The 25,319-nt window shown below is 69.4% G+C and carries 20 protein-coding genes; 13 read left to right on the top strand and 7 right to left on the bottom strand.

The genetic code is table 11. The annotated features are described in order from the left end of the window. Positions 1–31 precede the first annotated feature (31 nt). Both ACQE3C_RS02425 and ACQE3C_RS02420 read left to right on the top strand, forming a co-directional pair. The gene (locus ACQE3C_RS02425) at positions 32–1,189 is read left to right on the top strand and encodes a mannosyltransferase family protein (protein WP_434537611.1); all 1,158 of its coding nucleotides are present in this window, start codon (positions 32–34) and stop codon (positions 1,187–1,189) included. A gap of 11 nt (positions 1,190–1,200) precedes the next feature. Further along, the gene (locus ACQE3C_RS02420) at positions 1,201–2,505 is read left to right on the top strand and encodes an O-antigen ligase family protein (RefSeq protein ID WP_434537610.1); all 1,305 of its coding nucleotides are present in this window, start codon (positions 1,201–1,203) and stop codon (positions 2,503–2,505) included. Here the strand turns inward: ACQE3C_RS02420 and ACQE3C_RS02415 are convergent. Beyond that, entirely contained in the window at positions 2,441–3,568 is a 1,128-nt protein-coding gene (locus tag ACQE3C_RS02415; protein WP_434537609.1) for a glycosyl transferase, read from the bottom strand. The genes ACQE3C_RS02420 and ACQE3C_RS02415 overlap by 65 nt on opposite strands. A gap of 44 nt (positions 3,569–3,612) precedes the next feature. Here ACQE3C_RS02415 and ACQE3C_RS02410 point away from each other — a divergent pair, with 44 nt between their 5' ends. Continuing rightward, entirely contained in the window at positions 3,613–4,893 is a 1,281-nt protein-coding gene (locus tag ACQE3C_RS02410; protein WP_434537608.1) for a glycosyltransferase, read from the top strand. On the opposite strand, the gene ACQE3C_RS02405 is transcribed toward ACQE3C_RS02410, so the two are convergent. Then, positions 4,890–6,257, bottom strand: a complete 1,368-nt coding sequence (locus tag ACQE3C_RS02405; protein ID WP_434537607.1) for a lipopolysaccharide biosynthesis protein — start codon at positions 6,255–6,257, stop codon at positions 4,890–4,892. The genes ACQE3C_RS02410 and ACQE3C_RS02405 overlap by 4 nt on opposite strands. A gap of 36 nt (positions 6,258–6,293) precedes the next feature. Here ACQE3C_RS02405 and ACQE3C_RS02400 point away from each other — a divergent pair, with 36 nt between their 5' ends. Both ACQE3C_RS02400 and ACQE3C_RS02395 read left to right on the top strand, forming a co-directional pair. Beyond that, entirely contained in the window at positions 6,294–7,517 is a 1,224-nt protein-coding gene (locus ACQE3C_RS02400) for a glycosyltransferase (protein WP_434537606.1), read from the top strand. Continuing rightward, positions 7,514–8,848, top strand: coding sequence for an O-antigen ligase family protein (locus ACQE3C_RS02395; protein ID WP_434537605.1), 1,335 nt, complete (start codon positions 7,514–7,516; stop codon positions 8,846–8,848). Before ACQE3C_RS02400 ends, ACQE3C_RS02395 begins: the two co-directional genes overlap by 4 nt. On the opposite strand, the gene ACQE3C_RS02390 is transcribed toward ACQE3C_RS02395, so the two are convergent. After that, positions 8,759–9,448: a hypothetical protein gene (locus ACQE3C_RS02390; RefSeq protein ID WP_434537604.1), complete on the bottom strand. Its 690-nt coding sequence runs from the start codon at positions 9,446–9,448 to the stop codon at positions 8,759–8,761. The genes ACQE3C_RS02395 and ACQE3C_RS02390 overlap by 90 nt on opposite strands. Positions 9,449–9,537: 89 nt before the next feature. On the opposite strand from ACQE3C_RS02390, the gene ACQE3C_RS02385 reads away from it, so the two are divergent. The 6 genes from ACQE3C_RS02385 (at position 9,538) to ACQE3C_RS02360 (ending at position 16,063) form a co-directional block, all read left to right on the top strand. Further along, positions 9,538–10,995 (top strand): O-antigen ligase family protein, encoded by a 1,458-nt coding sequence (locus ACQE3C_RS02385; RefSeq protein ID WP_434537603.1) that lies wholly within the window; start codon positions 9,538–9,540, stop codon positions 10,993–10,995. A 4-nt stretch (positions 10,996–10,999) separates the two neighbouring features. Further along, positions 11,000–11,653 (top strand): acyltransferase, encoded by a 654-nt coding sequence (locus ACQE3C_RS02380; RefSeq protein WP_434537602.1) that lies wholly within the window; start codon positions 11,000–11,002, stop codon positions 11,651–11,653. Further along, entirely contained in the window at positions 11,653–12,744 is a 1,092-nt protein-coding gene (locus ACQE3C_RS02375) for a DegT/DnrJ/EryC1/StrS family aminotransferase (RefSeq protein ID WP_434537601.1), read from the top strand. The genes ACQE3C_RS02380 and ACQE3C_RS02375 overlap by 1 nt, the downstream gene beginning before the upstream one ends. Position 12,745: 1 nt before the next feature. Further along, positions 12,746–13,744, top strand: a complete 999-nt coding sequence (locus tag ACQE3C_RS02370) for a Gfo/Idh/MocA family oxidoreductase (RefSeq protein WP_434537600.1) — start codon at positions 12,746–12,748, stop codon at positions 13,742–13,744. Positions 13,745–13,855: 111 nt separating this feature from the next. Then, complete coding sequence (locus ACQE3C_RS02365) at positions 13,856–15,160, top strand: nucleotide sugar dehydrogenase (protein WP_434537599.1); 1,305 nt, start codon at positions 13,856–13,858, stop codon at positions 15,158–15,160. A 15-nt stretch (positions 15,161–15,175) separates the two neighbouring features. Further along, on the top strand, positions 15,176–16,063 hold the full coding sequence (locus ACQE3C_RS02360) for a DUF4031 domain-containing protein (protein ID WP_434537598.1): 888 nt from the start codon (positions 15,176–15,178) through the stop codon (positions 16,061–16,063). 12 nt (positions 16,064–16,075) lie between these two features. Here ACQE3C_RS02360 and ACQE3C_RS02355 read toward each other — a convergent pair whose 3' ends face one another. Then, positions 16,076–17,293 (bottom strand): glycosyltransferase family 4 protein, encoded by a 1,218-nt coding sequence (locus ACQE3C_RS02355; protein WP_434537597.1) that lies wholly within the window; start codon positions 17,291–17,293, stop codon positions 16,076–16,078. A gap of 51 nt (positions 17,294–17,344) precedes the next feature. Between ACQE3C_RS02355 and ACQE3C_RS02350 the strand changes: the two genes are divergently transcribed. Next, a complete protein-coding gene (locus ACQE3C_RS02350) occupies positions 17,345–18,472 on the top strand; it encodes a glycosyltransferase family 4 protein (RefSeq protein ID WP_434537596.1) in 1,128 nt (375 codons plus the stop codon). Here ACQE3C_RS02350 and ACQE3C_RS02345 read toward each other — a convergent pair. Further along, positions 18,461–20,305, bottom strand: coding sequence for a polysaccharide biosynthesis protein (locus tag ACQE3C_RS02345; RefSeq protein ID WP_434537595.1), 1,845 nt, complete (start codon positions 20,303–20,305; stop codon positions 18,461–18,463). The two genes, ACQE3C_RS02350 and ACQE3C_RS02345, sit on opposite strands and share 12 nt — an antisense overlap. 166 nt (positions 20,306–20,471) lie before the next feature. Here ACQE3C_RS02345 and ACQE3C_RS02340 point away from each other — a divergent pair, with 166 nt between their 5' ends. After that, positions 20,472–23,138, top strand: a complete 2,667-nt coding sequence (locus tag ACQE3C_RS02340; RefSeq protein ID WP_434537594.1) for a hypothetical protein — start codon at positions 20,472–20,474, stop codon at positions 23,136–23,138. Between the two features lie 6 nt (positions 23,139–23,144). Here the strand turns inward: ACQE3C_RS02340 and ACQE3C_RS02335 are convergent, their stop codons facing one another. Next, positions 23,145–24,179, bottom strand: coding sequence for an alanine racemase (locus ACQE3C_RS02335; protein WP_434537593.1), 1,035 nt, complete (start codon positions 24,177–24,179; stop codon positions 23,145–23,147). 1 nt (position 24,180) lies between these two features. Continuing rightward, positions 24,181–25,314, bottom strand: coding sequence for a lipid II:glycine glycyltransferase FemX (locus ACQE3C_RS02330; RefSeq protein WP_434537592.1), 1,134 nt, complete (start codon positions 25,312–25,314; stop codon positions 24,181–24,183). Positions 25,315–25,319 lie beyond the last annotated feature (5 nt).

The following is a 25,319-nucleotide window of genomic DNA, read 5'->3' as shown; positions in this document are numbered from 1 at the left end:
GAGGACCCGCCTCGCGGCGCGGGGACGCCGGATGGGCACCAGCAGCGAATCAGCGCTCGTGGTGGCGCTGGTCTGGGGGGCAAGCCGGGCACTGCTGGTGATCGTGCTGCTGGCGACGGTGCTGCAGGGCCGCGGGTTGGCCGACGCACTGCGCGGCTGGGACGCCGCGATCTACACCCGGCTGGCCGAACAGGGCTACACCCCGGGCACCGACTACGCCTTCTTCCCCGGCCTGCCGCTGCTGCTGAATGGGTTGTCCAGGCTGGGCATCGACGCGGCGCTGGCCGGGGCGCTGGTCTCACTGGTCTGCTCCGCGCTGGCCGCGTGGGCGTTGTACCGGTTGGGCAGCCAGGGCTTCGGCGGGCGCCGCCGCCACCAACCTGTGGCCGGCGCCATCGCCGCCAGCCTGTGGCTGCTGGCCCCGGTGACCGTGTTCACCTCGGTCGCCTACACCGAGGCCCCGTTCTGCGCGGCGGCGTGGTGGTCCTGGGAACGGGCCCGCGCCGGCAGGTGGGGGCAGGCCGCGCTGCTGGCCGGGCTGGCCTGCACCCTGCGGGTCTCGGGCCTGTTCCTGGTGCTGGCGCTGCTGGTGCTGGCCATCGTCGGCAACGACCCGCAGGACGGGCTGCCCCGCACGATGCGTGAGCGGCTGCTCAACGCCTGCTGGCTGCTGGTGCCGGTGGGTGTGCTGTTCGCCTACCAGTACTGGTTGTTCACCCAGACCGGTTCATGGACGACCTGGTTCGACGCCCAGGAACAGGGCTGGAACCGCGAGTTTACCTGGCCCCACCAGGCGTTGCGGCACACCATGGACGCGGCCGACCCGGCCGCCTGGCCCGATCGTCCGGCCGTCGGCTGGGTCTTCGCTGCGGAGATCGCGTCGATGGCCACCGGCGTGGTGGTCACCATCGTCTGTCTGCTGAAGCAGCGCTGGGCCGAGGCGGTCTGGGTCGGCGTCCAGGTCGCCGCCCTGGGCACCAGCTACTGGTACATGTCGGTCAACCGGGCCGTGCTGTTGTGGTTCCCGCTGTTCATCATGGTCGGGGCGCTGCTGGGGGCACCCTTCCAGAAGCGCACCGGGCCCTGGCGCATTCCGGCGGCGGTGGCGATCGGCGTGGTGATGACCCTGTCGACGGTGCTGCTGATGGTCTGGGCCAGGCTGTGGTTCACCGGGCAGTGGGCTTCGTAGGGTGGGGCCTCATGAGGTTGCGTGAGGTCGCCGGCTGGGCGCTGCTGCCGGCACTGCTGGTGATGCAGTTCTTCGACCTGCGCCGCGGACTGGTCGGCGAGGACTGGACCTGGTCGGCCTTCCTGTTCGGCTACGCCGCGATCGTGCTGGTCGGCCTGCCGCTGGCCTGGCCGGACCTCAAGGAACTGCCGCGACCGACCCGGGTGGGGCTGGCCGCGTTCACCGTGCTGCTGGTCTGGGCCTTCGTCTCGGTGCTGGTCAGCGGTGAGTCTCCGGTGACCTCACGCACCACCGCCGAGGTGGTGCCGCCGGACACCTGGACCGGCCCGCCGCTGCGCCACCGACTGGTCCCGCTGCTCACCGCCTGGCTTACCATGGCCGCCGGGGTGGTCAGCGTGCTGCTGGTCCCGGCGGTGCGCCGGCTCTCCACGCTCTGGTGGGCGGCCTGGCTGCTGGTGGTGACCAGCCTGGTCGCCTGGCCGCGGGCGGTGCTCGTCCACGACTCGCCGCGACTGGCCACCGGCATGGGTGGCTCGGCCACGATCCACCTGGTCTTCCTGCTGTGCGTGGGACTGTTCCTGGGCGCGGCCTGGCAGGGGCACCGACCCCGTTGGTCCCTGGTCGGGGCGGCGGCCGCCGCCGGGTGCCTGCTGCTGACCGGGTCACGCTCGGGGCTGTTGAGCCTGGCCGTGCTGGTCGTGCTCGTGCTGGTCTGGCTCGGACGACGCCTCAGCATCAGGCTCGCCGCCGCCGCACTGGCCGGGGTGGTGCTGGTCGGGGCCGCGGTCATCGCCTTCGTACCGGCCGCCCGGCACCTGGTCGTGTTCGGCGACGAACTGCGGGGCACCAACCTGGCCACCGCCTGGCGGGTGTTCACCAGTGACCCGGTCACCACGGTGTTCGGGTTCGGGTCGGGTCGACTGTGGCCCTGGTATGCCTTCGATGCCCGCTACTGGGCGGTGCCGTGGCGCGGCCAGGTGCACACCAGCGTCGGTGACGTGCTGACCAACCCGCACTCGGTGCTGCTCGGCGTCGGTGTCGAGCTCGGCATCGTCGGGCTGCTGCTGCTGGGCGTGCTGGTCGCGGTGCTGCTCGTCCGGCTGGTGCAGGGGTGGCGGCAGCGGAGCGACCAGGGCTTCGGCAGCTTCGCCGACGGGCTGACCCTGGCGCTGGTCGCCGGGCTGGTCGCCTGGACCTTCGACTTCTACCTGTTCAAGAACTTCGCGGTCAGCTACTGGTGGTGGGCCTGCTTCACTGCGGTGTTCGTGGTCGCGCCCGCACGTCGACCTCACCCAGCACCCGAGCCACCTCAGTGACCCGCCCCGCCCAGGAGTGCTCCTCGCGCACGGCCAGCACCCGCGCCCGGGCCTGGTCGACCAGCTCAGGACGCGCGTCCAGTTCGGTGAGCAGTTCGGCGAACGCGCCGCGGGAGTAGGGGACCGTCCAGCCCAACCCGTGCTCGGCGACGAAGCGGCCGGCCAACGAGCCCTCGCTGGCGATCATCGGCAGGCCGTGGCCGAGGTACTCGTAGACCTTCAGCGGGGCGGCGAAGTTCCAGTACTCCTGCGGTTCGGTGGCCACGACCGCGACATTGGCGGTCTCGAAGAAGGGCGCGGTCTCGGGCCCGTTGGCGTGCACCACCGTCAGGTTGTCCCCGAGCCACTCGGCGTAGCCCGGGCGGGCATCGGCCCATTCCGACTCGCGGGTGCACAGCACGAACTCGACCTGCGGGGTGGCGTGCACGGCGGCCAGGAACTCGTGCAGCCGGTAGTTCGACTTGGTCCCCCCCACGTAGAACAACCGGATCGGGTGCGCGGACGTGTCCTGGCCGGTGAGTTCGCCGCCCTCGTGGCCGGGCGGCAGCGCCGAGACCGGGACGTGGCGGGGCAGCGGCACGTAGGCCGCCATCTCGACGCTGGGCAGGAACAGGTGGTCGACGCAGCGTCCGTACTGCCACAGGTCGTAGTGGTAGGCGGCCTTGGCGCCTATCCGCTTGGGCAGCGAGGTGCCCTCCTTGTACATCGGGAAGCGCCAGTGGATGTCACGGTAGAACAGGCCCACCGGCACGTGGTGGCTGCGCAACTGGCCGAAGAACGAGAAGTCCAGCAGCGGGTGGGTCGGCAGGTGGTGGGTCTCGGTCAACGCCGTCGGCATTGTCGAGGACTCGGAATAGCAGAACTCGAAGAACTCCCCGGCCCTGATCGAGGACATCACCTCACCGATCGCCACCCGGCGCTCGGCGGCGGTGCCCGCCACCACCGCCACGTCATAGCGTTCCTGAAGCGCCCGCAGCATCTTCACCGGACGCACCCCACCGCCGGTCGGGTTGGTGAACTGCAGCGGGTAGGGCACGTGGTAGATGACGCGGGCCGTGGACATGGCATGAAGTCTAGGCTGGGCTGATGGATGAATAGACTCACCACATGTCGAGCGTCGTGTTCCTGCTGACCAATGTGTTCCCCTACGCCAAGGGTGAGGAGTTCCTCGAGAACGAGGTCAGCCACCTCGCGGCCGGCTTCGACCGGGTGGTGATCGTGGCCACCCAGACCACCGCCGAGGCCACCCAGACCCGCACGGTGCCCGACAACTGCACCGTGCTGCGCGCCGGGGTCCCACGCCCCGGGGGAGCGGCGGCCGCGATGACGGTCACCCGCGGGTTGGCGCACCTGGCCCGCCGCCCCCAGGGCCTGCCGGTGCACCCCGGCAAGGTCGCCACCGAGTCACTGTTCGAGGGCCGCGCCCAGAACAGCCTCACCCGGCTGGTACCCCAGCTCGACGGGCTGCGGCTGCACGCCGAGGACCACATCGTCGTCTACTCCTACTGGTTCCACATCACCGCCCGCGTGGGGATGCTGCTCGCCGAGGTGCTGCGTGAGCGCGGACTGCGGGTCGCGAAGCTGGTCAGCCGGGCCCACCGCTACGACCTGTACCCCGAGGAGTCCCCGTTCGAGCACCTGCCCGAACGCCAACTGCTGCTCGACGCCTACGACGAGGTGCACCCGGTCAGCGACCACGGCACCGCCCTGCTGCGCCGCCAGTGGCCGCGCTACGCCCCGAAGGTCACCACCCGCCGACTGGGGACGAAGGACCCGGGCGCCCTGGTCGAGTGCCAGCAGGACCCGCCCCACGTGGTGAGCTGCTCGTTCGTCCTGCCGGTCAAGCGGGTCGACCGGATTCCCGGCATCCTGCAGCGGGCCGACGAGGCCACCGGGGACATCGGCTGGACCCACTTCGGGTCCGGCGACCAGCTGACCGAGGTGAAGGAGCAGGCCGAACGCGACCTCGGCGACCTGGTCGACATGCCCGGCTACGTGCCCAACAGTGAACTCGCCGAGCGCTACCGCGAACTGCGCCCGGTCGCCTTCCTGAACGTGTCGGAGTCCGAAGGGGTGCCGGTCTCGATCATGGAGGCGATCGCCCTGGGCATCCCGGTGGTCGCCACCGACGTCGGCGGGGTCGGCGAGATCGTCCACGACGGCGTCAACGGGTTCCTGCTGCCGAAGCAGTTCACCGACCTCGAGGCTGCCGCGGCGCTGAACTCCCTGGTCACCATGCCGGCCGAGCAGTACCGGGGGTTCTGCCGCGCCGCCCGGGAACGCTGGGAGGCCGAGTTCAACGAGTCGGTGGTCTACGCTCGGTTCGTCGAAGAACTCCGGTTGCCGCCGCAGCATTCCGGACGACCGCTGCCCAACGTGGGCGGCTAGGCGAGGGCCTCGTCCTCGTCCTTCTTGAGCCCGAAGCTACGGTCGTACTGCCAGCTGACCAGCAGCGCCAGCACCAGGAAGACCACCAGCAGCCCGGCCATCGCCCACGACACCTGGCTCATCGTCACCAGCAGGTCACCGGCGAAGAACGCCAGGATGCTCAACGGCACCGCCATGTAGGCGATCGAGAACAGCAGCATCGTCAACTGCCGCTGCACGGTCACGAACACCGTGCTGATCGGTGAGGTGATGAAGTTCAGGTACAGCCACGGCACCAGCACCCGGCTGATCTCACCGGCCAGTTCCCACTGCTGCCCCAGCACGAACGGCAGGATCCACGGCCCCAGCGCCCAGATCAGTGCGAACGGGATGATGCCGACGACCGCCGAGCGGACGATCGCCTGCCGCACGATGCGCACCATGTCGCCGCGCTTGACGGTGGCCAGCCGCTGGAAGAACACCTGTGCCACCGCGGCATTGATGAGTCCCATCGGCGCCTGCAGCAGCCGCCAGGCCATCCCGAACTGGCCGACCGGCCCGGCCGCGTAGTTGGCGCCGACCAGCGCGTTGATGCCGTTGAGCCGCACCGAGTCGACCAAGGCGTTCGGCCCGTTCAGCACCGGCATCTTCCAGTACCGCCTGGCCACCTCACGCTTCGAGGCGGTCTCCCCGGTGATGCGGTACTGCCCCTTGGTGTTGCGCAGCAGGTTCCACAGCGAGGCCGAGTAGCCGGCGATCGTGGCGATGACCAGGCCCGAGACACCCATCCCGATGAACCCGGTGCCGACCTGCAGGCCCGAGACCGAGACCGACTGGTAGATCTTGTTCTGCGCGACCTGGCGGAAGTTCTTCGTCCGGGTCAACCAGTACGACATCACGCCCAGCTGGGTGACCAGGAAGACCATCGGGCCGGTGAAGTACAGCCAGAACCGCAGGCTCGCCTCGGTGGTGGCGGCATCGGGCTGGGCCTGGTCGGTCATCACGTGCGCCAGCCACGGGCTGATCACCAGCATCACCACGATCGTGACCAGGCTGATGCCGACATTGATCCAGGTGCTCAACCGCAGCAGCTGCCGGGCGTCATTGTCACGTTCGGGCAGCACCACGGCCAGCTCGTAGCGGCCGGCCGCGACCGGGACGATGGCCGAGACCGCCGACATCACCAGCACGTAGACCCCGAACTCGGTGTCGGTGAACAACCGGCCTACGAAGATCATCGCGACGAACTGCAGCACCTGCGCCGAGGCGGTGCCGGTCATCAGCGTGAGCACGTGCTTGAGGAACTCCTGGCCGGCCAACCGCCGGCGCAGTTTCGCCACCAGGCCCGTCGGGGCAGGCTCGTCCGGCTGGGGATCGTCACTCACATCGGCCCATGCTACGCGGGTGGCAGAATCTAGGGCATGCGACTGCTCGTGATGACCCGCGCCTTCCCGTACCCGCCGGGTGAGCAGTTCGTCGCGCCCGAGGCCCAGCACTGGGGCAGCGCCACCGTGATGCCCTGGGCAGCCGGTGGCACCCCGGTCGAGCTGCCCGCCGGGGTCAGGGTCGATCTCACCCTGGCCCGGGCCAGACGAGGGGCCCGGCTGCTCGCCGGCCTCAAGGCCCTGGTCAGCCCCCTGCTGTGGAGTGAGCTGCGCTGGCTGCGCAGCAACCACCGGATCACCCGCGCCGGACTCGCCGAAGTGGCACAGGCCACCCGCAACGCGCTGCTGGTGCGTGACCTGCTGGTCGACTGGACCGCCGAGCACGGCCCCATCGACGTGGTCTACAGCTACTGGTTCGACGTGTGGACCTTCGGGGCGCTGCTCGCCAAGGGACGCGGTGTGCACGCCGTGGTCACCCGCGTGCACGGCTACGACCTGCACGAGGACCGCCACCCGGCCGGCTTCCACGCCCTGAAACGCCAACTCGCTCCCGGGCTGGACGCGCTGCTGCCGGTCTCCCGCAGCGGCGGCCGGTTGGCCATCGAGAGCTTCGACGTGCCCGGTGACCGGACCCACCACGCCCCGCTCGGCACCCACCTGCCCGAGGGGCTCAGCCGCACGTCACCCGAGGGTGAACTGCACCTGCTCAGCGTCGCCAGTGCCCTGCCGGTCAAGCGCGTCGACCGGCTGGTCGACGCCACTCGCACGCTGGCCCGCTCCCGGCCCGACCTGCAGGTCCACTGGCGCCACCTGGGTGGCGGGCCGCTGCTGGCCGACCTGCAGGCCCGCGCCGCCGGCGCCCCCGACAACCTGCACATCAGCTGGGCCGGGCAGGTCAGCCCCGACGAGGTCGCCGCCCACCTGGCCGACCAACCCGTCGACCTTTTCGTCAACACCTCCGAATCCGAAGGGGTGCCAGTCTCGATCATGGAGGCGATGGCCCACGGGGTGCCCACCCTGGCCCCGCGGGTCGGGGCGATCGACGAGATCGTGCACACCGCTCAGCTGTTCTCGTCCGAACCCACCCCCGACGAGATCGCCACGGCGATCTCGGACTGGGCGCAGCGCTGCAAGCAGCCCGAGCCGCGCGAAGAGGCCCGTAGGATCGTGGCCGAGCGTTACGACGCCGACGCCAACGCCCGGCAGCTGATGGACCTGCTGGCCCGCATCGCCGACCAGCCCAGCAGGAGGACCCCGTGACCCGCTACCCGATGCTGCGGCGCACCCGCGACGCGTCGATCCTGCTGGCGGTGGTGGCGGTCTTCCTGGTCCTGCGGCTGCCGTTGAGCGTGGTGCTGGCCGGGCTGCTGCCCATCGTCGTGCTGGTCTGGGACGGTGTGCGGCTGCCGAGCCGCCAGGCGATCCTGATGTGGGTGTTCCTGCTGGCGGCGCTGGTGATGTCGACCTACGCCTGGCTGACCAACTCGGGGGTGCCGCTGGTCAACAACGCGACCATCATGCTGGTGATGATGGCCATGGTCGCCGCGCTGACCTGCACCTCGGCGACCCGCAATGCGTTCCGCTACTTCATGAACGGCATCCTGCTCGGGCTGTGGATCTGCCTGCTCAGCGCGGTCTTCGAAGTGGTCTCGGGCGTGAAGCTGCTGCCGCTGATCTACCCCGACGCGAACACCGCCGCCGCGGTGGCCGGCAACCGGTTCATCGTCGCCTCGTTCTTCCCCAACTACAACGACTTCTCGGTGGCGATGGCCATCTTCGGGGTGATGCTGACCGCGCAGTTGCTGCTGGGGACGAGGAAGGGTCCGCTGGTCAAGATCGCCCGCATCGGCGCGCTGCTGGCGCTCACTTTCTTCATCGTGGTGATCGGCTCACGGGGGGCGCTGCTCGGCCTGCTCGGTGGCATGGTCCTGGTCGCGTTGACCGCGGCCCGGCTGACCCGGCGCCGGCTGCTGTCGGTGCAGAACATGCTGGTGCTGGTGCTGTGCGCCATCGCGGCCGGCATGTTCCTGATGGCCACCCCGTTCGTGCAGGACACCTCGACCGCCCTGCGCGGGCTGATCATCGACAACACCATCGGCATGCTGCTGGACGACCCGCACAGGCTGTGGGCCGGGTGGAGCAACATGGTGCTGTTCCGTGAGGAGGCGGCCGAGTTGTTCCCCGACCTGCTGATGGACCCGCACAACCTGCTGCTGGAACTGGTCACCATGTACGGCCTGCCCGCGATGGTGACCTACCTGCTGGTGTGGTTCCAGATCACCTACCGCGGGCTGTGGCAGCTGCGGATCATGGCCGGCTGGCGGGAGGCCTCGGCGGTGGTGGTCAGCGTGCTGATGCCGGTCATCGGCATCGTGCCCAGCTCGTCACTGCGCTACTACTGGGTGTTCATGTTCATGGCCGCCGCGATCGCGGCCCTGCAGATGTACGAGCGCCACCGGCACCTGCTGGCGGCGCAGGTGGCGTCCTCGTCCGAGGGGGACTCAGCTGGCCCGCTTGCGCTGGCGGCGGCCCACGGTGAGGTCGAGGGCGACCGCGACCAGGAAGCCGAGCGCCACCGCGCCGACCACTGAGACGGCCAGCAGCTCGAGGGTGGTTGAGGGCTCCGGCTGGATCGGGCCCTCCTGCAGGTAGATCACATTGGCGCCCAGCGCCACCCCGCCCTCGGAGCCGGTCGAGGCCGGCACCAGGTCCACGAAGGAGTTGACGATGGCGGTGACCCGGTCGATGGCCTCCTGCTCGGAGTCGGCCTTCACCGCGAAGGTGATCACCAGCGAGTTGTTCGGCCAACCGACCGTCAGCCCCGCATCAAGCTCGGTGCCGGACAACTCACCGGACGGGTCGAGGGTCTTCGCCGCGTCGTTGAGCACCATCGGCGAGTTCGCCAGCTGGGAGTAGCTGCGGGCCACCATCGGCAGCATCGCCGCCTGCTGGGTCGCCTCGGCCTCGCTGCTGACCGCGCCGGGTACCAGCCCGACGGTGGCATTGGCGACGTAGCTGTCGGGCCGGGTCAGCGCGAACACGGTGCCCAGCACGAGCACCAGGGCCGCGACGACGACCGCGGGAACCAGGTAGCGCTTGAGCGAGATGATGTAGCCGATCACGTCGAGGGCCTTGTCATCCTCGTACATCGTCTGCAGGGTCGTGGCGGGGGTGCGGGGCGCTTCAGTCACCCCGCCATCGTAGATGCTCGGCCCCGGCGCAGGTCACCGTCAGGTCACAAGTTCGGGTCGGCGTGGTCGCGCGTCGTAGTCTGGTCGGCATGGCCCGTCGACCCCAGTTTGCCCACAGTGGCCCGCTGGCCCGTTCGATCACCTGGTACGGCTGGTCGTTCGTGGTGCTGTTGTCGGTGATGTCGCTGGTCAACTTCGAGGCGCCGGTGCCCGGGCTCGGGACGGTCACCCTGTTCACGCTGGTGATGCCGTTCTACGTGGCCGCGGGTGTGGTGTTGATGGTGCTGCGCTACCGCGAGGGCCAGCGCCTGGCCGAGGCCGCCGTGCCCGGTGACCTGTCGGCCGCCGCCCCCGGGCGTGGCCCCGCCAGCCGGGCCTATCGGTTGGACTCCCCACAACGTTTCGCCCGGATCACCGCCGGCGCCTGGGCCTGCCTGGTCGCCGGCACCGCCCTGTTCGGCTGGGCGCTGCTCACCATGGCCTGGAGCGACCCGTTCATCTGGGTCGGCCGGGCGCACGTGGTCACCGATGTCGGTGACGGGCACATCCTCGTGCCGCTGTTGAATGCCCTGTTCGCGATGTGGGGCGGGTTCGCGGTGATGGCCGCCACCCCCCGGTTGGGCCGGCTGCGGCTGCTGTGGTGGGTCTCGTTGGCGCTGATCCCGTTCACCCTGCTGGGCTGGGTGCGGGTCTCGATCACCCAGGGCCACCTCGAACCCCGGCTGTGGAGCCAGATCGGCGGTTCGGCGGTCTTCCCGGCCGTGCTGCTGCTGGCCGGGGCCATCGCGCTGGCCAGCTTCCTCAACCAGTACCGCCCGAAGCTGTCGCTGTGGATGGTGGTGGCCCACCTGGTGCTGCTGTTCCTGACCGGTTCGCGCGGCGGGCTGCTGATGCTCGGCGTGCTGGTGGTGCTGCTGGTGGTCCGGCTCGGACGACAGCACACCGGCGCCGGTGAGCGGCTGCGCAGCCTGCCGCCCAGCGTCTTCGTCCTCGGTGGGTTGGCGGTGCTGGTCGCGCTGGTCAGCTCACCGATCCTGGGCCGCTTGGACGAACGCTCGGCCGGCCGGCTGATGACCTGGCGGGTCGGCATCGGGGCCTGGGATGACTCGTGGGTGCACATCCTGTTCGGGGTTGGCAGCGGCACCATCTGGCCGTGGTTCGCCTACGAGTCGGGCTGGCAGCCGCACCCGTGGCGCAGCCGGGTCACCGGGCCGTTCGGCTACACCCTGTACCACTCGCACTCGCTGTACCTGGAGGTCATCGCCGAACTCGGCATCATCGGGTTGGCGCTGCTGATGGCGGTGGTCTGGCCGATCGTGGCGCGGTGGCTGCGCGGTGGCAGCAACGCCAATGTGGTGGTCACCTCGGCGGTCTGCGCCTGCCTGGTCGGGTTCAACTTCGACCTGTTCCTGTTCAAGAACTTCGCGGTCTCACTGGTCTGGTGGACCGCCGCGTTCGGGGCCCTGCTCAGCGGCATCGACCGCGCGCCCCCGGGCAGTGTCCTCAGATCTGAGGGGGATGTCCCGCACGGCGCGAAGGCGACGTGACAGAATGGCACGAGTGCCGTGCCCGGCATCGTCCGAAGTGGAGGAACCCCCCTTGAGCAATGCGCGAATCCAGCCCTCGGCTGACCTCGATGACGGGGTCGAGATCGGCGACGGGTCATCGGTCTGGCACCTGGCCCAGGTGCGCGGTGGGGCCGTGCTCGGTGAGAACGTGATCGTCGGCCGTGGGGCCTACATCGGCACCGGCGTGCACGTCGGCAACAACTGCAAGATCCAGAACTATGCGCTGGTCTACGAACCAGCCCACCTCGAGGACGGGGTGTTCATCGGGCCGGCCGCCGTGCTGACCAATGACACCTTCCCCCGCGCCATCAACCCCGACGGCACCGCCAAGAGCGCCGACGACTGGGAGGCGGTCGGCGTGACCCTGAAGCAGGGGTCCTCGGTGGGTGCGCGCGCGGTGTGCGTGGCGCCGGTGACGATCGGCCGCTGGGCCACCGTCGCGGCCGGTGCCGTGGTGACCAAGGATGTGCCGGACTACGCCCTGGTGGCGGGGGTCCCGGCGAAGCGGATCAGGTGGGTCGGCCGCTCCGGCCTGCCGCTGGAAGACATTGGCGAGGGCCGTTTCAGGGACCCGAAGACCGGCGACGAGTTCGTCGAAGCCAACGAAGTGCTGACTCTCGTGGAGGAGAACAACTGATGACTGCTGAGTTCATCCCGCCGGCCAAGCCGCTGATCGGGGACGAGGAACGTGAGGCCGTCGACCGCGTGCTGCGCTCGGGCATGATCGCCCAGGGCCCGGAGGTGGCCGCCTTCGAGACCGAGTTCTCGGAGCACTTCCAGCTCGGACGCCCCTGCGTCGCCGTGAACTCGGGCACCTCCGGCCTGCACCTGGGGCTGCTGTCGTGCGGCATCGGTGCGGGGGACGAGGTGATCGTGCCGTCGTTCACCTTCGCCGCGACCGCCAACTCGGTGGCCCTGACCGGCGCCACCCCGGTGTTCGCCGACATCGAGCCCGACACCTTCTGCCTCGACCCCGTCTCGGTGGAGGCCTCGATCACCGACAAGACCAAGGCGATCATGCCGGTGCACCTCTACGGGCACCCGGCCAACATGGTCGCGCTGCGTGAGCTGGCCGACAAGCACGGCCTGCTGCTGTTCGAGGACGCCGCCCAGGCCCACGGGGCCTCGCTGGGTGGCACCCCGGTCGGTGCCTTCGGTGAGTTCGCGATGTTCTCGCTGTACCCGACCAAGAACATGACCTCCGGTGAGGGTGGCATGGTCTCGGCCGCCAACGAGACCATCGAGCGCAACCTGCGGCTGTACCGCAACCAGGGCATGCTGCAGCAGTACCACAATGAAGTCGTGGGCCTGAACAACCGGATGACCGACATTCATGCCGCGATCGGCCGGGTGCAGCTGACCAAGGTCGGTGCCTGGACCGCCACCCGCCAGGAGAACGCCGCGTTCCTGTCGGCGAACCTCGAGGGTGTCACCCCGCCGCCGGTGGCCGAGGGTGCCGTGCACGTGTACCACCAGTACACGATTCGGGTTGCCGAGGACCGTGACGGCCTGGCCAAGGCACTCAAGGAGGAGTACAACATCGGCTCGGGCATGTTCTACCCCGTGCCGAACCACCGCCTGAAGCCCTTCCAGTCGCCGGTCGAGCTGCCCGAGACCGAGCGGGCCGCGCTGGAGTGCCTGTCGCTGCCGGTGCACCCGTCGGTGACCGCGGAGCACCTGGAGCGCATCGTGACCGCAGTGAACACCCTGGCGAAGGCAGGTGCCTGAGATGGCGAACCTGCGCGCCGGCCTGATCGGCATCGGGTCGATGGGCAAGAACCATGCCCGCAACCTGCGCGCCATCGACGGGGTGGACCTGGTGGCCGTGGCTGATGCCTCGGGCCAGGACCCGTTCGGTGTCGCCGGTGGCCTGCCGGTGCTGCCCGACATCGACGCCCTGCTCGAGACCCCCGACCTGGACTACGTCGTGGTCGCCGCCCCCACCTTCACCCATGAAGAGATCGGGCTGAAGATCGCCGAGGCCGGCAAGCATGCCCTGATCGAGAAGCCGCTGGCCGCCTCGACGCAGGCTGCTCGCACGCTGGCCGAGGCGTTCTCGTCCAAGGGCTTGGTGGGCGCGGTCGGCCACATCGAGCGGTTCAACCCCGCCCTGCAGAGCCTGCGCAAGCGGCTCGAGAACGGTGACCTGGGTGACCTGTACCAGATCGTCACCCGTCGTCAGGGGCCCTTCCCGAACCGCATCGCCGACGTCGGTGTGATCAAGGACCTCGCCAGCCATGACATCGACCTGACCGCCTGGGTGACCCAGCGCAAGTACGAGTTGGTGGCTGCCCGGTCGATGTTCAAGTCGGGCCGCGAGTACGAGGACATGGTCAGCGCCACCTGCAGCCTGTCGGGTGGGTTGATGAGCAACCACCTGGTCAACTGGCTCTCGCCGACCAAGGAACGGCTGACAGTGGTCACCGGGGAGCGCGGCATGTTCGTCGCCGACACCCTGACCGCCGACCTGACCTTCTTCAGCAACGGGACCGTCGAAACCACCTGGGACGACATCGCCAACTTCCGCGGCGTCTCCGAGGGCGACATGACCCGCTTCGCAATCCCGAAGCCGGAGCCGCTGCGCACCGAGCACGAGAACTTCCGTGATGCGGTGCTGGGCGTTGAGGGCGCGACCATCGTCACCCTGGACGAGGGCGCCCGCGTGGTCGAGGTCTGCGAGGCCATGATCGAGTCGAGCCTGACGAACCAGTTCGTCGCCATCAGCTGAGCGGCGCGGCCCGCCCGGTCCGGGGCGGGCCTCGCGCGCTCGTCCAAGCTGCAGCCGAAGGGCACCAGGACGGTAGACTCGCACCCGCACCACACACTATAAGGAGCCCGGATGAAGATCGCGGTTGTCGCGCTCGGCAAGATCGGCCTGCCGCTGGCCGTCCAGTTCGCCGACAAGGGTCATGACGTCGTCGGCATCGACGTGCAGCAGAAGGTCGTCGACCAGGTCAACGCCGCCAAGGAGCCGTTCCCGGGTGAGGCGCACCTGCAGGAGAAGCTCGCCGAGCTGGTGCCTGCCGGCAGGCTGCGCGCCACCACCGACTACGCCGAGGCGATCCCCGGCGTCGACGCCATCGTCATCGTCGTGCCGCTGTTCGTCAACGACGAGACCTGGCAGCCCGACTTCGGCTGGATGGAGGCCGCGACCCGTAGCTTCAGCGAACACATCACCCCCGGCACGCTGGTCAGCTACGAGACCACGCTGCCCGTCGGCACCACCCGCAACCGCTGGAAGCCGATGATCGAAGAGGTCTCCGGGCTCACCGAGGGCACCGACTTCCACCTGATCTTCAGCCCCGAACGTGTGCTCACCGGCCGTGTCTTCGAAGACCTGCGCAAGTACCCCAAGCTGGTCGGCGGCCTCTCGCCCGAGGGCACCGCCAAGGGCATTGAGTTCTACGAGCAGGTGCTCGACTTCGACGACCGCCCCGACCTGGCCCCGAAGACCAACGGTGTCTGGGACATGGGTTCGGCCGAGGCCGCCGAGATGGCCAAGCTCGCCGAGACCACCTACCGTGACGTCAACATCGGCCTGGCCAACCAGTTCGGCAAGTTCGCCGAGAAGAACGGCATCGACGTCTTCAAGGTCATCGAGGCCTCCAACTCGCAGCCGTTCAGCCACATCCACCGCCCCGGCATCGCCGTCGGCGGCCACTGCATCCCGGTCTACCCGCGGCTCTACCTCTACACCGACCCCGACGCCAGCATCGTCCGGGTCGCCCGCGAGGCGAACATGACGATGCCCGAGCACACCATCGCCAAGGTCGAGGACGGCTTCGGCGGTGACCTCAGCGGCAAGCGCATCGTGGTGCTCGGCGCCTCCTACCGCGGCAAGGTGAAGGAGACCGCGTTCTCCGGCGTGTTCCCGGCGGTGGCGGCACTCAACGCCCGTGGCGCCGAGACCCTCGTCCACGACCCGATGTTCACCGCCGAGGAACTTGAGAAGTTCGGCTTCACCCCCTACGAACTGGGCCAGCCCGTCGACGGCGCGGTGATCCAGGCCGACCACCCCGAGTACAAGGAACTGACCCCCGAGCAGCTGCCGGGCATCCAGGTGCTCGTCGACGGGCGCAACACCACCTCCGCCGCGAACTGGCCCGGGGTCACCCGCTTCGTGATCGGCGACGGTGAGGCCTGAGCCGGCCGAACAGCCGTGATCCTCATCGACCCGGCGGTCTGGCCGGCCCACGGGACGGTGTTCAGCCACCTGGTCAGCGACACCTCACTGGCTGAACTGCACGAGTTCGCCCGGGCGGCCGAGATCCCCGAGCGCGCCTTCGACCACGACCACTACGACGTGCCGCTGTCGCGCTACGACGACCTGGTCGCCCGTGGCGCGGTGCCGGTGAGCGCGAAGGAACTCCTGCAACGCCTGGTCGCTTCGGGGTTGCGCATGCGCACCACCGAACGGACCCCGAAACGGGTCGTGGCCCTGCAAAGGCTGGCCGAGTCCTGGCAAGAACTGCTGCCCGGCCACGACGCCATCGGCGCTGAACTGGTCGAACGCTGGACCGAGTCGCACCGCCACTACCACGACGTGCGCCACCTGCTGCAGGTGCTCACCGCCCTCGTCCAGGTCGGCCCACCGACCACCCCGGACGACGACCGCACCCTGCGGCTGGCCGCCTGGTTCCACGACGCCGTCTACGAGGGCACCGAGCACGACGAGGAGAACTCCGCCCAGCTCGCCGAACGCATGCTCGGCCGGTTCCTGCCCACCCGTCAGGTCGACGAGGTGGCCAGGCTCGTCCGGCTGACCCGCACCCACGACCCGGACGAGCATGACCAGGCCGGGGCCCAGCTGGTCGACGCCGACCTGTCGGTGCTCGGCCAACGCCCGGGCCGCTACGACGTCTACGTCCGTGATGTCCGCGCCGACTACGCCCACGTGCCTGACGAGCTGTGGCGTTTCGGGCGCCTCCGGGTGCTCGACCACCTGCTCGGCCTCACCCCGCTGTTCCGCACCGCCCGGGGCCGTGAGCTGTGGGCCGAGCGGGCCACCGAGAACCTGACCGCCGAACGGGCCCGCTGGGCCGGCTGACGACCCGGGGACTCAGCCGCGCAACGCGTCCAGGAAGGTGGCCGCGAGCCGGTCGTAGGCGTGGTGCTCACGCACATAGGCCACCTGCGTCGCCCGGATCCGGACCCGCTGGGTGGCGTCCAGGTCGACCACCTCACGGATCGCCCGGGCAATGTCGGCAGGGTCCTTCGCGGAAGCCCGCACCGAGCACCCGGCATAGACCAGCGGGGTGTGCTCGGAATCCAGGGCGTCGATGATTGGCACCCCGGTCAGCATGTAGTCGAAGATCTTGTTGGCGCTGAAGCCGTAGCGGTACAGCTTCGACTTCTCCGAGCCGATGTAGAGCCCGTCCATCGCCGCCAGCGTGTGGTGCACCGACGCCTTGGGGATCGACCCGGTGAAATGCACATTGGTCAGCCCCAGCGAGGCCACCAGCGCCTCCAGGTCGGCCCGGTCCTTCCCGTCGCCGATGATCACCGCCTGGATCGGCTGGTCGCGCAGCACCCCCATCGCGCGGACCAGGTCGTCCATGGCATTGCTCACCGACAGCCCACCGGCGTAGCCGATCACGTCATTGCCCTGGGCCTGCAGCTGCTTCACCAGCGCCAGCACCGCCTCGTCACCGGGCCCGGGTTCCTGGTCGAGCTGCACCCCGTTCGGCACGTTCACCACCGGGGTGTCGATGCCCAGGCCACGCACGTGTTCCTCGGCATTCGGCAGGATCGAGACGATCACATCGGAGTTCCGGTAGGCCGACAGCTCGGCGCGGGCCATGGTCGCGATGAACGGGTGCTTCGAGGAGTAGCCGCCCAGCTCCTGGGGGGTCAGCGGCCACAGGTCGTGGATCTCGTGCACCAGCCGGGCCCCGGTCAGCTTCGCGACCCGCTGGGCCAGGTAGGTGTCGAAGGGGTAGGTGGACGACGCGATCACCGCGTCCGGCAGCGTTGCGTGGGCGATCTTGGTCGCATCACGCAACCCCTTGCCGATGAACTCCATCATCGAGACCACCCGCTGGGCACCATTGCCCTCGTACTCGCGGGTACGGATGAACCGGAAGGGCACATTGTCGATCAGCTGCACCTCACCGGTGCGTTCGACGACGGGGTTGACCTTGCGCAGGTGGCTGTACGACCCGGCCAGCAGGGTCGTGCGCACCCCCACTTTCGCCCACTCCTGGGCCATCAGGTGCGGGCGGAACTCCATGCCCAGCGTCGGCGAGCCGGCGTAGTGGTCGATGTAGAGAACACGCACGATTCCTCCTCGGTGGGCCCGAACAACTTTAGCGTCCTATAGTGACAGGCGGTGAACACTACTGATCCCGCGGCCCGCGTGCCCGACCACGTGCAGGTCCTGCACCTGTCCACGGTGCACGACTCGCACGACAACCGCGTCCGCAACAAGGAGGCGCTCGGCCTGGCCAGGGCGGGGGTCGACGTCGGTCTCGGCATCCGGGGTGAGGCGGACGACGCCAGCGGCGCGTTCCCCGTCTACGCCCTGCCGCGGCCCCGCAACCGGGTGGCCCGGGTCACCGGCAGCCAGGTCAAGGCCTGGAAGCTGCTCAGCCGGCTCAAGCCTCGGCTGGTGCACATCCACGACCCCGAACTCGTCCCGATGGTCTGGCTGTGGAAGACCACCCACCGCGCCCGCGCGGTCTACGACGCCCACGAAGACCTGGTCAAGCAGATCTCGACCAAGAAGTACCTGCACCGCGGCGTGCGGCCGGTGATGCGGCTGCTGTCGAAGGGCCTGGTCGGCTGGGCCGACAGGGGCATGGACGCCATCGTCGCCGCAACCCCCGAAGTCGCCCAGTGCTTCCGGAACCCGAACACTACCGTGGTGCGCAACTACCCCTGGCTCAGCGACTTCGGGTCGCACCCGCAGCCCGTGCCCGGGCGCATGGTCTACGTCGGTGACCTCACCGAGGAACGCAAGGTGAGCCTGATGATCGCCGCGACGCGCCGCGCGCGCGAACGGGTGCCGCAGGCACACCTGGTGCTCGCCGGCCGGGCTCGTCCGGCGGTGAAGGCCATGCTGGAAGAACAGTCCGACGATGAGGCGGTCACCTACCTGGGCCAGCTCGAACCGACCAGCATCCCGGCGGTGGTGGCCTCGGCACAGCTGGGGCTGATCCTGCTCGAGCCGCTGCCCAACTACGTCACCAGCCTGCCCACCAAGCTGTTCGAGTACATGGCCGGCGGCGTCCCCTTCCTGGGCAGCGACTTCCCGGCCTGGCGGACGATGTTCCCGGCCGGCGGGCAGTTCGTCGATTCGCAGGACGAGGACGCGGTGGTCACCGCGATGGCCGACCTGCTGGCCGACCCGCAGCACTGCGCCGCCCTGGGGGCGCAGGGAAGGGCCTACCTCGAGGAGCACTTCACCTTCGAGGAGCAGGCCGGGGAACTGGTCAGGCTGACCCGCTCACTGCTGTGAGGCGTTGATCCCGGCCTGTTCCAGGTTGCGCAGCCGGGCCGCCTCGGCGGTGGTCTGCGCGGTCAGCTTCTCCATGTCCTCCGGGTTGTTCCCGTCGATCTCGTCGAGGCGCGCCGGGTCGAGCGGCGGCACCTGCACCTGCTCGATCATCGGGTGGCTGGTCGGTTTGGAGTCCTCGTCGCCGCTGAACAGCACCTCGTGCATCTTCTCGTTCGGGCGAAGGCCAGTGAAGATGATCTTGATGTCCTTGCCGGAGCGGGCGATCAGGCCCTTGGCCACGTCGAGGATCTTGACCGGTTCACCCATGTCGAGCACCAGCACGTCACCGGGCTCACCGATCGCACCGGCCTGGATGACCAGCTCACAGGCCTCGGGGATGGTCATGAAGTAGCGGGTGATGTCGGGGTGGGTGACCGTGATCGGCCCACCCTGCTCGATCTGGTTGGTGAAGGTGTGCAGCATCGAACCCCGCGAACCCAGCACATTGCCGAAGCGCACACTCAGGTAGGTGCGCCCTGTCTTCCGGGCGTAGTGGGCGGTCAGCTCCTCGGCGATCCGCTTGGTCTTGCCCAGCACCGAGGTGGCATCGGCGGCCTTGTCGGTCGACACGTTGACGAAGCGCGTCACCTCGTACTTCTCGGCCATCCGCAGCAGGTTCAGCGAGCCCTCGACGTTGGTCTTCCAGCCCTCCATCGGGTACTGCTCCAGCATCGGCAGGTGCTTCAGCGCCGCGGCGTGGAAGACCACGTCGGGCCGGTGGTCGGCGAAGACCCGGTCGAGCGCCTCGGCGTCGCGGATGTCGCACAGCACCATGTTGGGGGTGTCCAGCAGGCCCTGCTTGTAGATTGACAACTGCACCCCGTGCAGCAGCGACTCGTCCCGGTCGAGCATGACCAGTTCCTTGGGGCCGAACTTGTGCACCTGGCGGGCGATCTCGGAACCGATCGAACCGCCGGCACCGGTCACCAGGACCACTCGTCCGCTCAGGTAACCGGCGATCGAGCTGAGGTCGGTCTTGATCTGCGAGCGGCCCAGCAGGTCGGCCACGTCGAGCTGGTGCAACTGGTTCAGGGTCACATTGCCGTGGATCAGTTCCTGGGTGTTGGGCATCACCAGCACGTTGATGCCCTCGGGCTCGGTCATGCTCGAGACCCGACGCATCAGCTCACGCTTCGCGGTGGGGATGGCCACCACCACGGTCTGCACCCCGGCGCGATTGGCCACCTTCACCAGGTCGTCACCGGTGCCCAGCACCCGCGCCCCATGGATGCGCAGGTGGCGCTTGTCGCGGTCGTCGTCGACGAAACCGACGATCCGGTATGGTGCGTCGGGGTCGTAGGCCAGCAGCCGGGCCAACTGCTGGCCGGCGTTGCCGGCGCCGTAGACGATCACGTCCTGCGCCTTGTCACGGGTGGAGGAGTTGATCGAGGAGAAGATCGTGCGGATCACGAACCGACCGGCGGTCATCAGCACCACCGCGCCGAAAGGCACCAGCACCGTCACCCCACGCGGGTAGCCCGGGGGAGCGAAGAAGTAGAAGAAGCCCATCAGGCCGCCGCCGATGATGATGGTCACCGCGGCGATGTTGACGGCCTCGTCGAAACTGCCGATGGTGTGCCGACCCCGGTACAGCTTCGTGAGGAACCCGATCACCAGCTGCAACGCCATCGCCAGGACGGCGTACTGGTAGATCACCTGGCGCTCGTCGGCGGTCAGCACGTGGAAGTTGTAGCGTTCGGCGACCATGAAGGTCGTGGCCAACGCCCAGGAGGCCATGTCCCAGACCGCGAGTCCGGCGCGAATCAGGATGGTTCGCACTGAAGGTCGTGCCATGGACGACTACCTTTCGGGCAGGGACGTGAACTGTGGCAGTCTATCGTCACGGGCTGGATGAAGTCTCACTGATGATCTTCAACCCCGGCACCTTCTGCACGAAAACCGCCCCCTATCGTGTTTCGTGGCCCATACTCACGCCCGCGAACAGGAGGGACCCAGTCACATGCGCTTCGGCCCTGCCCTGCGTCTGTTCGCGGGGTTGCTGTTGGTGGTGGTGATTCCGTCACTCATCCTGGTGCCGCTGCTCGCCACCGAGAATCCCTCGCCGACCGGGCAGCGTGTGACCGCTGCGGTCGTCGACCTCGATGTCGCCCAGGCCGTGGACGGCACCACGATGGCGTTGGGCCGCAGCCTGGTCAGCCACCTGGTCGAGGAGTCGGGCGAGGTGCGCTGGGTGCAGGTCACCGAGGCCGATGCCCGCCGGGGAGTGCAATCGGGCCGCTACGCCGCCGTCGCGACCGTCCCGGCCGACTTCACCGCCAAGACCCTGGCCGCCGCCGCCGGGGGGCCGGCCGAACCGCAGGTGCGGGTCGTCAGCTCGTCCATGACGCCGGCCGCCCAGCCGCAGGTCAACTTTGCGGTCGCGCGGGCGACCAGCCAGACCGTCGGTGCGGCGGTGGTCGACCGGGTGTACCTGACCTTCAGCGACGCGAACTCGGCCTTCAAGGCGGCAAGTGACCAGGCCGGCGCGCTGGCCAAGACCGCCGGCGAACTCGACGACCAGGGCAAGCAGGTCGAACAGCAGGCCGGTGAGGTGGACACCACCCTGGGCCGGATCGGTGAGCAGACCGGTCGCCTCGGGAACGGCCCCGGGCTGCCGAGCCTGACCACCACGAACCAGACCCTCACCAACGCCACCCAGCAGGCCGGCACCAGCGGCGCGCTCAGCCTGGAGGCCCGGTTGGCCATCGCCAACGCCGCCGCCGAGGCGGAGAGTTCCCGGCTGGCCGGGCAGGCCAGCGCCAGCACCATCGCAGAGCTCGACCGGCTCGCCAAGCAGCTCGACCAGCAGGCCACCGACCAACAGGCCGGGGTCAGCGGCTACACCACCTCGGTGGCGGCCGCTGCCCAGCGCCAGCGCGGCATCGATGCGAGCCTGCGCGGCATGAAGACCCAGCTCGCCAGCCTCAGTACCCAGCTGAAGGACGTCACCAGCGCCACCGGGCAGGGTTCGAACGTGCCGAAGTCGCTGAGGAAGGCCGACCAGGACGACGACACCTCGCTGGAGGCCGCGCTCGCCGCGCTGCAGGCCCTGGTGAACCAGCTCGAAACTGACGACTCCGCCGACACCGCGGTCACGCTGGCCACCGAACTGAAGTCGCTGGCAGACCAGCACGACAGCGGGATGGGCGACCTGCGTGACCGGCTCACCGACCTGCGGCAGCGCTACGCCCGCCCCGGCGTCGGCAACCAGGACGACCTGCCCGTGAAGTGCCCCTACCTCGGTGACCAGGGCGGCGGCCGCGACTGCCAGGCCTGGCGCGCCGGGGTGGTGACCGGCCTCGACCTGTCCCTGGCAGAACTCGATGAGACCAGCATCAACGACAAGTCCGCCGAGCTGCGCGCCAAGGCCGCGCAGAACCTGACCAGCGTCACCGCTGTCCGCGACGGCCGCGATGAGCTGCTCAAGGCCGCCCGCAATGCCGTGGTGGCGCTGCAGAACGCCATCGCCAACGGCACCCCGCCGGCCGAGGTGATCGAGAAGGTCACCGAGATCGCCGGTGAGGCAGAGCTGTTGTCGACCACCGCCGAGACCCTGGCGTCCGATTCGACCGAACAGACCGCGGCGCTGCAGGCCCTCGACAGCGACAGCCCCACCGTGCAGCAGTTGTCGACGGCCGCGCAGTCGGTGAACGAGACCCTCACCCAGCAGGACGCGCAGATCGCGGCGCTGACCGCGACCGTCGCCGACCTCAGCGGCAAGCTCGAGGGCCTGACCGGCGTCGTCGCCACCCTGCGCGAACAGACCACCGACCTCGAGTCCACCGGCGCCGGGCTGCGTGCCACCCTGCAGCAGTTGCAGGCCGAGCAGCAGCAACTGCAGACCGAACTCGACGGGGCCAAGACCACCATCGACGAGCAGGACGAGCGGCTCAACCGGTTGAGCGGTTCGACCGCCGAGGCCCAGGCTGCGGCCCGCGCGCTGGCCACCCAGGTGCAGCAGCTGCGCACCACGACCGGGCAGGTCAAGCAGGACTCCCAGGGCCATGTCACCACCCTGCAGAACAGCAACTGGCCCAGCCTCGACGAGACCGAGCGGCAACGGGTGACCTCCCTGCTGGTGGACCAGCCGGCCCCCGAACCCGATGCGGTCGACAACCTCGGCTGGACGGCCCTGGTGGCCACCATCGCCATCTGGGTCGGCGGTCTCGCCGGCACCTTCATCACCGCCAAGCTGTTCACCGGCCGGCGCGGTGCCACCGTGATCGCGACCGTGGCGACCACCGCACTGGTGGGTGGGGCAGTGAGCGCCTGGCTGGTGCCGCAGACCACCGCGGCCGCCGTGCCAGTGGTCGCGGTGGTGCTGGTGGCCAGCCTGGCGGCGGCCGTGGTCGCCGAGGCGCTGCGGCTGGCGATCGGGCCCGGCGGGGTCTGGGCGGGGCTCACCCTGCTCGGCATCACGGTGCTGGCGTTCATGCCCACCTCGCCGACGTGGCTCGACGTGGTGCGTGAGGTGGCCGTGACCAGCCCGATGCTCGACGGCCTGAGGATCACCCTGTCGGGCGGTGGCTCGGCCGGTGGGCAGGTCGCCACCATGCTCGGCTGGACGGCCGTGGCTGCCGTGGTGGCGGTGCTGGCCAGTCGCCGGTTCCGCCCCGCGAAGGACTGAGCAGCCCTACTCGTCGACCACCTGGTCGACCGTGGCGGTGGTCAGCCGCAGCTCGACGGGCACTTCGTCGCCGATGGCGACCCCGGCGGCGCCGGGCAGGAAGACCAGGCTCGACTGCATGTGCGGCGGCTCGACGAAGCTGCGCTTGCGACCGGCGATCGTGTAGGGGCTGAGCGCATGCCCGGAGGCGTCCAGGGCACCGGTGGCCAGGGCCACGGCGCGTTGCTTCAGGCTCGCCGCCGAGGTGGGGGCGCTCAGCGCCACGCCGTTGGCGGTGCCACCGGAGACGACGACCACCCAGCCGTCGCGGCTGGCTCGCCGCTGCCAGTAGCCGACCCGTTCCCCGCGGCGCACCGGGTGCAGGTCGAGCACGCGGGCGGTGGTCCGGCGGGTCTTCGGGGCACCCAGCCACAGGGCCGTGCCCATCCGCAGACGTGCCTCCACATTCAGTTCGGAGCGCAGCGTGGCGTAGTCGTCCAACGGCAGGTGGCTGAGCCACACCGGCGCTTCGACGGCGGCCTGGGCGGCGGTGGCCAGTTCACGGGCCTCGGCCAGCGGGTCGGGGCTGCGCATCGGCAGGTGGATCGTCCAGCCCTCGAACCGCGCCACGGGCGCCAGGCTGCGCAGGGCCGGCAGGTCTGCCCGGCCCAGCCCGTGGCGTTTCATCGAGGTCAGCAGCTCGGCGAGCAGGCGGGCCTGCGGGTTGAGTTCGAGGATCGTGGTCAGGTCGTCGACACGGCTGACGGTGGTGATCACCTGCGGGTCACCGAGCAGTGCCGTGGCCACCGGGTCGTGGCGTGACCACGGGGTCAGCACGACGATGTCGCCGTCCCAGCCGCCGGCGCGTACCTGGTCGACCTCCAGTGAGGTGCCGACAGCCAGGGTGTCCACGCCGAGGGCGCTGGTTTCGGCGGCGAGCCGGGCCAGCCCGAAGCCGTAGCCGTTGCCCTTGGCGACTGGCACCAGCCCGGGCACGTCATTGCGCACCGACTGCAGGTGCTCCCGCCAGCCGGCGGCATCAAGGTGCAGTGTCAGGGTCATCTCACTTGCGCCGTTCCATGTAGGCCATGAATGCCCGGTAGAGCACTGGGTTGATGGGCTTGTCCCACTCGCCGACGTAGCTGACGGCCTGGCCGCCGGTGCCGACCTTGAACTGGATCAGCCCGATCTCGGGGTGGTCCTCGGCGACGGCCGGGGTGATGCCGCGCAGGTCGTAGACCTCGGCGCCGGCGGCGATCGCATCCTGGATCATCTGCCACTGGATGCGGTTCGAGCCGCGCACCTCGCGCTTGGCGTTGGTCGAGGCGCCGTAGGAGTACCAGGTGTGCCGACCGACCTGGACGAACGTGGTGGCCGCGACCAGGTCACCCTCGTGATGGGCCAGGTAGAGCGACATCCGCTGCTCGTCCTCATCGCGCAGCGCGTCCCACATGGTCTCGAAGTAGGCCAGCGGTCGTCCGGTGAAGTGGTCGCGTTCGGCGGTCTCGAGGTAGACCCGGTGGAAGTCGGCCAGTTCCTCACGGGTGCCCAGCCGCACCTCGACGCCGGACTTGTCGGCCTTCTTGATGTTGCGGCGCCACAACTGGTTCATCCGCTTCAGCACAGCATCGGCGCCACCGTCCAGCGGCAACCAGAAGTTGTACTGCGGCTGCCCGGCGGTGAACCCCTCGGCGGCCTTCGGGGCCTTCCAGCGCAGGTGTTCCAGGGTGTTGGCCAGCCGGGTGGCGGCGTGGCTGGTCTCGTCCGGGGTGACCTCGGCCAGCGTGGTGACCGCGGGGTCGGCGATGGCGGCCTTGATGGTGTCGGGGTACCACCGGTTGGCCACGATGGTCGGCCCGATGCGCACCGCGAAGGCACCCTGCTTGCGGGCGTGGCCGACCAGCACCTCGAGCAGGTCGGCCACGTCGTAGCGGGTCCAGTCCAGCACCGGCCCCTCGGGCAGGTAGGCCAGGTAGCGCTTCAGCTTGGGCAGTTGCCGGTAGAGCACCAGCCCCACACCGATGAGCTGGGAACCCTCGAACCAGCCCAGCAGCTCGGGCTTCCACTCGGGCTTGACCTTGGCCCACGCCGGGGTCTGCAGGAAGCTGACGGTGGTGGGGAAGTCACTGCCGGGCGCGGCGACACGGTTGAGGAACTCGAGGTGCTCGCCCGCCTGGATCTGCCTGATCTGGATCACGGGGT

This window comes from Aestuariimicrobium sp. Y1814, from assembly GCF_050113895.1.
GTDB lineage: Bacteria > Actinomycetota > Actinomycetes > Propionibacteriales > Propionibacteriaceae > Aestuariimicrobium.
Note: the sequence above shows the minus strand (reverse complement) of the source record. Positions and strands in the feature narration are given on the sequence as shown.

Coding starts and splice junctions, on each gene's coding strand:
- ACQE3C_RS02340 (WP_434537594.1), top strand. CDS start 20,472: ATGCGCTTCGGCCCTGCCCTGCGTCTGTTCGCGGGGTTGCTGTTGGTG.
- ACQE3C_RS02400 (WP_434537606.1), top strand. CDS start 6,294: ATGCGACTGCTCGTGATGACCCGCGCCTTCCCGTACCCGCCGGGTGAG.
- ACQE3C_RS02345 (WP_434537595.1), bottom strand. CDS start 20,305: ATGGCACGACCTTCAGTGCGAACCATCCTGATTCGCGCCGGACTCGCG.
- ACQE3C_RS02410 (WP_434537608.1), top strand. CDS start 3,613: ATGTCGAGCGTCGTGTTCCTGCTGACCAATGTGTTCCCCTACGCCAAG.
- ACQE3C_RS02380 (WP_434537602.1), top strand. CDS start 11,000: ATGGCACGAGTGCCGTGCCCGGCATCGTCCGAAGTGGAGGAACCCCCC.
- ACQE3C_RS02335 (WP_434537593.1), bottom strand. CDS start 24,179: ATGACCCTGACACTGCACCTTGATGCCGCCGGCTGGCGGGAGCACCTG.
- ACQE3C_RS02420 (WP_434537610.1), top strand. CDS start 1,201: ATGAGGTTGCGTGAGGTCGCCGGCTGGGCGCTGCTGCCGGCACTGCTG.
- ACQE3C_RS02385 (WP_434537603.1), top strand. CDS start 9,538: ATGGCCCGTCGACCCCAGTTTGCCCACAGTGGCCCGCTGGCCCGTTCG.
- ACQE3C_RS02375 (WP_434537601.1), top strand. CDS start 11,653: ATGACTGCTGAGTTCATCCCGCCGGCCAAGCCGCTGATCGGGGACGAG.
- ACQE3C_RS02425 (WP_434537611.1), top strand. CDS start 32: ATGGGCACCAGCAGCGAATCAGCGCTCGTGGTGGCGCTGGTCTGGGGG.
- ACQE3C_RS02365 (WP_434537599.1), top strand. CDS start 13,856: ATGAAGATCGCGGTTGTCGCGCTCGGCAAGATCGGCCTGCCGCTGGCC.
- ACQE3C_RS02415 (WP_434537609.1), bottom strand. CDS start 3,568: ATGTCCACGGCCCGCGTCATCTACCACGTGCCCTACCCGCTGCAGTTC.
- ACQE3C_RS02370 (WP_434537600.1), top strand. CDS start 12,746: ATGGCGAACCTGCGCGCCGGCCTGATCGGCATCGGGTCGATGGGCAAG.